A 5131-nucleotide genomic window follows, 5' to 3' on the forward strand; every position below is an offset into this window, starting at 1 on the left:
AGGGAGTACACCGGACGCGAGCTATCAGGGCTCCTTGCTGAGTCGGGCTTTAGCGTTGAGAGGCTCACCTACGCCAGCTATTTCGACAACCGCCATGCCGAGCATCGAGCCGGGCGGAGCCGTTCAAAGCCGAGTGCTGTCCTCCTGGATGAGCTGTATCGAGTCCTGCCCCCCACCCTCCGAACCGGAATGACTGCGATCGCTCATCCCCGCTAGTCCCAGTTCGATAGGCTGCGAGTTCGGCCGCTCGATGACCACCTCGTCGGGCCGCTCGAACACCGCCGGATCCCGGTTGGCGGCCGCCCACAGGAGCAGGATCAGCGCGCCCTGGGGTATGTGCGTGCCACCCAGCTCGGCTTGACGGGCGGCGGTGCGCGGGTGGAAGCGGAAAGGCGACTCGTAGTGGAGCACCTCCTCCACACGAAGGCCGGCACCAACGCCGGCTCGGTGCGCAGCCGCTCCTGCAGGTCCGGGCGGCGGGACAGGATGTCGATGCAGATGCCGATCAGGCTGGTCGTGGTCTCCGCACCCGCCCCGACGAAGACCAGAAGGGCAAAGGCGGCCTGCTCCGGGCTCAGCTCCCCATCCCCCACCGCGCCCGCCGGCGCCGCCCCGAGAAGAGTGTCCCGGCGATGCAGGGCTCCAGCGCCTGCACCCGGCTGTTGGCCAGGACGTCGCGGAAGATGCGGCGGTGCCGGCTGTGGGCAGGTGGATCCTCCCCGGCGAAGACGTCGGGACCGGTGGGACCGGTCTCCATGGCCCCGAGCGTGCCGTCGTCCCGGCGGAACAGGACGTAGCGGAAGTGGTTGGAGAAGTCCTCCACCCGGGCCGCGGCCTGCGCCACCAGATCCCAGCTCGACACCACGTAGGCCTCGACCCCGCTCGGCCCGTCGAGACGGGCCACGGGGCCGGCCTGGCGCAGCAGGGAGAAGACCTGGTGGGGGTACGGGTGGAGCTCGTCGACCACCAGCCGCACCGCCTCCATCCCCCGAAGAGTAGGTAGCTTGCGCTGACATGGCCCGGGACCTCTTCGACCGTATGCGGGTCATCGACGTCGACACCCACCTGACCGAGCCCCCCGATCTGTGGACGGCCCGCTTCCCGGCCGGCAGGCACGACGAGGTTCCCCACATCGAACGGATCGACGGCCGGGACACCTGGGTTGCGGGGGGAACCCGTCTCGGTGCCCCGGGCTTCTACTCCATGGCCGGCCACAACGGGGTCATGCCGGCGTCCATCCCGGAGACCTACGAGGACATCCCGCCGGCGATGTACGACCCGAGGGCCCGGCTCGAGCTCCTCGACGCCGAGGGCATCGACGCCCAGGTGCTGTACCCGAACGTGGGCGGGTTCGGGAACGGCTACTTCCTCCGGCTCGGTGACCGCGACCTGGTCATGGAGTGCGTGCGGGCCTACAACGACTTCCTCACCGACTGGTGCAGCGCCGCGCCCGATCGGCTGGTGGCCATCACCGCCATCCCGTTCTGGGACCTCGACCTCGCCGTCGAGGAGCTGCACCGGTGCCTCGGCAACGGCCACCGGGCCATCAACTTCTGCAACCAGCCCCAGGACTACGGCCAGCCTCCGCTGGCCCACCGGCACTGGGATCCGATCTGGGCGGCCGCCCAGGAGGGCGGGATCCCGGTGAGCTTCCACGTGGGGGGCGGGGCCATGGGCACCCAGTTCGGGGACGCGGCGGAGATGGGTTGGATGACGAACTTCGCCCGGGTGTCGTCGCTGATCTTCATGGACAACATGCGCTCGATCGCCGACTTGATCTTCGGTGGCGTCTGCCACCGGTTCCCGCACCTCGACTTCGTGTCCGTGGAGTCCGGCGTCGGCTGGATGCCCGCCATGCTCGAGACCTTCGACTGGCAGTGGAGCAACGGTGGGATCCGCGACGACCACCCCGAGTACGACCTGCTGCCCTCCGAGTACTTCCGGCGCCAGATCTACGGGTGCTTCTGGTTCGAGGAGGAGGTGGCCCGTGATGCCATCCGCCAGTACCCCGACAACATCCTCTTCGAGACCGACTACCCGCATCCCACGTGCCAGTACCCCGGACCCTGCACCCGGGCCCAACGCCCGCGTGAATACGCCGAGCGAGTGCTGGCGGACATGCCGGCTGGCGTGGTGGAGAAGGTCCTTTCCGGGACGGCCGCCCGCCTCTACCGGCTCTGATGGGATCCCCGCCCACCGACGCCCCCGATCTCGGGTCGCGCTTCCTGCTGGCCGACATGCGAGGTCGGTCGCTGCACATCCGGATCGACCGACCCGATCGACGCAACGCCTTCACCCTGGACATGTATCGGGGGTTCAAGCGCGCTGCCGTGTGGGCGGACCGCGAAGCTGAGGTCGACGCCGTCTGCCTCACGGGCACCGATCGCTGGTTCGGTGCCGGCGGAGACATGTCGGGCCAGGCGGAGGATCCGGCCGGGCTGCAGGCCGAGTGGGACCCGTCCGAGCAGTTCCCGTTCCGTCACATCGAGCGCTGCTCCAAGCCCTGGGTGGCCAAGGTCAACGGCCTGTGTCACGCGGGGGGCATGGACCTGATCCTGCACTGCGACGTGGTCGTGGCGTCGGACCAGGCCCGGTTCCGGGTCCCCGAGCTGCTCCGCGGCATCCCGGACCCGTTCATGTCCGCCCGGCTGGCCGAGGTCGTGGGCCTGGCCCGGGCCCGCTACCTGATCTTCACGGCAGAGGAGATCGGTGCGGAGGAGGCCGCCGCCATGGGACTGGTGGGCAAGGTCGTCCCGCATGCCGAGCTCGACGAGCAGGTCGACGGCGTGCTGGCCGCCATCGGGCGGACGGGCCCGGTGGCCCGGGCCACCATCAAACGCGACCTGAACCGGAGACTCCCGACCCACGACATGGACATGTTCACGGGCTCGTTCGGGTCACCGGAGATGACCGAGGGACTTCGCGCCTTTTTGGAGAAGCGCCCTCCCGACTGGCCCCGCTAGCCGGCTAGCGCCGCGTAGTCAGGAGACGATCTCGCTCGTCTGCAGCACCGGGGAGATCGTGGTGTAGTTGGCCACGTCGGCCATCACCGCCCCGGTGCCCTCGGAGCTCATGGCCTTCTGCATGGCTTCCGGGGAGTCGAACGTGAAGTGCACGGCGGCCACGTACGGGCCGTCCATGCCCTTGTCGATCTCGGCGCCGGACAGGCCCCAGGTCTTGACGGCCAGAGGGACGTGCTTGGTCCGGTAGTAGTCGTGGTCGAACTTGGCGCCCTCGGTCGAGGGGTAGAAGACGCTGACTCGAATCATGGCGGATCGGTCCTTCCGGGTCGGGCGTGGGCTACCCGGCAGTATGGCCCTGGATCGCCCGACGCGGCAATCGGCTGCTTCTCCCGTTTGGTCCGGTATGGGCATCCGCTCCAGTGAGGTCCAAGAGCCTTCCAAGAGGGGTCCCGCAAGCTGAGCACATGGCAAGCGGGATGCGGAACGGGATCTCAAGGGAGGTGAACTGGATGCGTGGAAGCTCTTGGTCGCGGCGTGGTAGCTCGTGGAGTCGGCGCGGTAGCTCCTGGTCCTAGAACCTGCCCCGCTAAGGGCAGGCCCTGGGCCGCCGGTCAGCGCTCTCCGAACCGGCAAGTGGGGTGAGCGCTGACCTGTTTTTCCTGGTCGTTCCAGTTGTCGATGATTGTGAAGCAGTGGGGAGATGCCACAACGGAGTGCCCCTCCCCTGCTACCGGCGCCCCAGGCGCTCCAGGTAGGCGGCGCCGGCGGCCCGCGACTCGGGGTCCCGCAGCGCCGTGACGAGCGAGTCGGCATCGTTCCACGCCCGGGCGATGCCGACCATGGCGGCGGTCACGGCGTCGGTGTGCTGCTTGGTCGCCGAAAGCGTCAGGGCCGACTTCCCGACGAGGGTGGCCACGAGCGCCTCGATCTCCTCCTCGAGCTGGTCGGGCGGTACCACCCGGTTGAGGAAGCCGGCCGCCTTGGCCTCGGCGGCGGAGAAGGGCCGGCACGTCATCACCAGCTCCTTGGTGAGGGCGGGGCCGATCTCCCGCACCAGGCGCGGGATTCCTCCCCACGCCAGCGGAATGCCGAGGTCGACCTCCGGAATCGAGAATCTGGTGTCGTCGGCCGCCACCCTCAGGTCACAGGCGGCGGCGAGCACGACCCCGCCGCCCACGCAGTGGCCGTGGATGGCGGCGACGGTGACCGCCCGCATCGCCTCGACGGCGTCGGCCATGCGCCGCCCGGCGTCGGCAGCGTGGCGCGCGTCGGCCCCGCCACCTCCACCTCCGGCGCCGAACGCCGCCAGATCTGCGCCGGCGGAGAAGGCGCGCCCACGCCCGCAAACGACGACCACCTTGATCTCGGCACGCTCGTCGAACCACCGGGCGGCGGCCGCCAGCTCCTCGAGGGAGGTCGTGCCCAGCGGGTTTAGCTTCTCGGGCCGGTCCAAGGTGATCCGGCCCCGCGCGCCGTTGGCCTCGACGGCAATCGTGCTGAACTCCATGGCGGCACCTTGACACAGGCGCCGTTGTGCAGCGGAGCTACGCCGCGTCGGGCGGGGGTGGTCGCCCGCTCCTCGGGTCCCCCCAGGGACTCAACCAGGTAGACGTCTCGCCGGTTGCGGCGCTCCTCCTCGTCGGAGTCGGTCCCCTCGGGATCGGCGTGCTGTTTCCAGTAGGCGGCAACGGCTGCGAAGTCGTCGAAGCGGAGCGACTCGGCCTGTCCCACCAGGGACTCCTCGGCCTCGGTGAGGTCGTACATGGTGCGGCGGTTGCCGAGGCCGACCAGGACGGCGGCGTGGGCCGCCCCGATCCGGCCCTCCAGCCAGGCCGCCTCGGCGTGGGCCAGGCCGTGGATGCGCCGGCCCAGGCGGGCCGCCCTGCGGCACTCCGGGGTGGGAAGCCGCGTCTCGGTGGACAGCCAGGCCGGGCCCGACCGGGCCCCGCTGGCGGCCCATTCCTGACCGTCTGCGAAGTCCGACGCCGCGATCGACAGGACCGCCTGCAGGCGGGAGGCGGCCCGGAACAGCCGGACCGTCTCCTGCCCCGTCGGGCGGGGCCGGTCCTCGGCCGTCACCGCCTCGACGAGGTGGTCGAGCGCCTCCTCCAGCGCCGTCAATTCCATGGGTGTATTTCACCAGGAGGGTGTGACAGTGCCGGGAAAGG

7 protein-coding genes are annotated in these 5131 nt (G+C 69.9%); 2 read left to right on the forward strand and 5 right to left on the reverse strand.

Annotated features, from left to right (window positions below; translation table 11 throughout):
• Positions 1-123 precede the first annotated feature (123 nt).
• The gene (locus VFW24_18685; protein HEX5268799.1) at positions 124-411 is read right to left on the reverse strand and encodes a cytochrome P450; all 288 of its coding nucleotides are present in this window, start codon (positions 409-411) and stop codon (positions 124-126) included.
• Between the two features lie 163 nt (positions 412-574).
• On the reverse strand, positions 575-985 hold the full coding sequence (locus VFW24_18690) for a hypothetical protein (protein HEX5268800.1): 411 nt from the start codon (positions 983-985) through the stop codon (positions 575-577).
• A 29-nt stretch (positions 986-1014) separates the two neighbouring features.
• Here VFW24_18690 and VFW24_18695 point away from each other — a divergent pair, with 29 nt between their 5' ends.
• Positions 1015-2181: an amidohydrolase family protein gene (locus tag VFW24_18695; protein ID HEX5268801.1), complete on the forward strand. Its 1167-nt coding sequence runs from the start codon at positions 1015-1017 to the stop codon at positions 2179-2181.
• Positions 2181-2963 carry an enoyl-CoA hydratase-related protein gene (locus VFW24_18700; GenBank protein ID HEX5268802.1) on the forward strand — a complete coding sequence of 261 codons (783 nt, stop codon included), beginning with the start codon at positions 2181-2183 and terminating at the stop codon, positions 2961-2963. The genes VFW24_18695 and VFW24_18700 overlap by 1 nt, the downstream gene beginning before the upstream one ends.
• An 18-nt stretch (positions 2964-2981) precedes the next feature.
• Here the strand turns inward: VFW24_18700 and VFW24_18705 are convergent, their stop codons facing one another.
• The 3 genes from VFW24_18705 to VFW24_18715 form a co-directional block, all read right to left on the reverse strand.
• Complete coding sequence (locus VFW24_18705) at positions 2982-3269, reverse strand: EthD family reductase (protein ID HEX5268803.1); 288 nt, start codon at positions 3267-3269, stop codon at positions 2982-2984.
• A gap of 421 nt (positions 3270-3690) precedes the next feature.
• A complete protein-coding gene (locus VFW24_18710; GenBank protein HEX5268804.1) occupies positions 3691-4470 on the reverse strand; it encodes an enoyl-CoA hydratase/isomerase family protein in 780 nt (259 codons plus the stop codon).
• Positions 4395-5084, reverse strand: coding sequence for a DUF222 domain-containing protein (locus VFW24_18715; protein HEX5268805.1), 690 nt, complete (start codon positions 5082-5084; stop codon positions 4395-4397). The genes VFW24_18710 and VFW24_18715 overlap by 76 nt, the downstream gene beginning before the upstream one ends.
• Between the last annotated feature and the right edge of the window lie 47 nt (positions 5085-5131).

Source organism: Acidimicrobiales bacterium (assembly GCA_036273495.1).
In the GTDB taxonomy this organism is placed as follows: domain Bacteria; phylum Actinomycetota; class Acidimicrobiia; order Acidimicrobiales; family JAJPHE01; genus DASSEU01.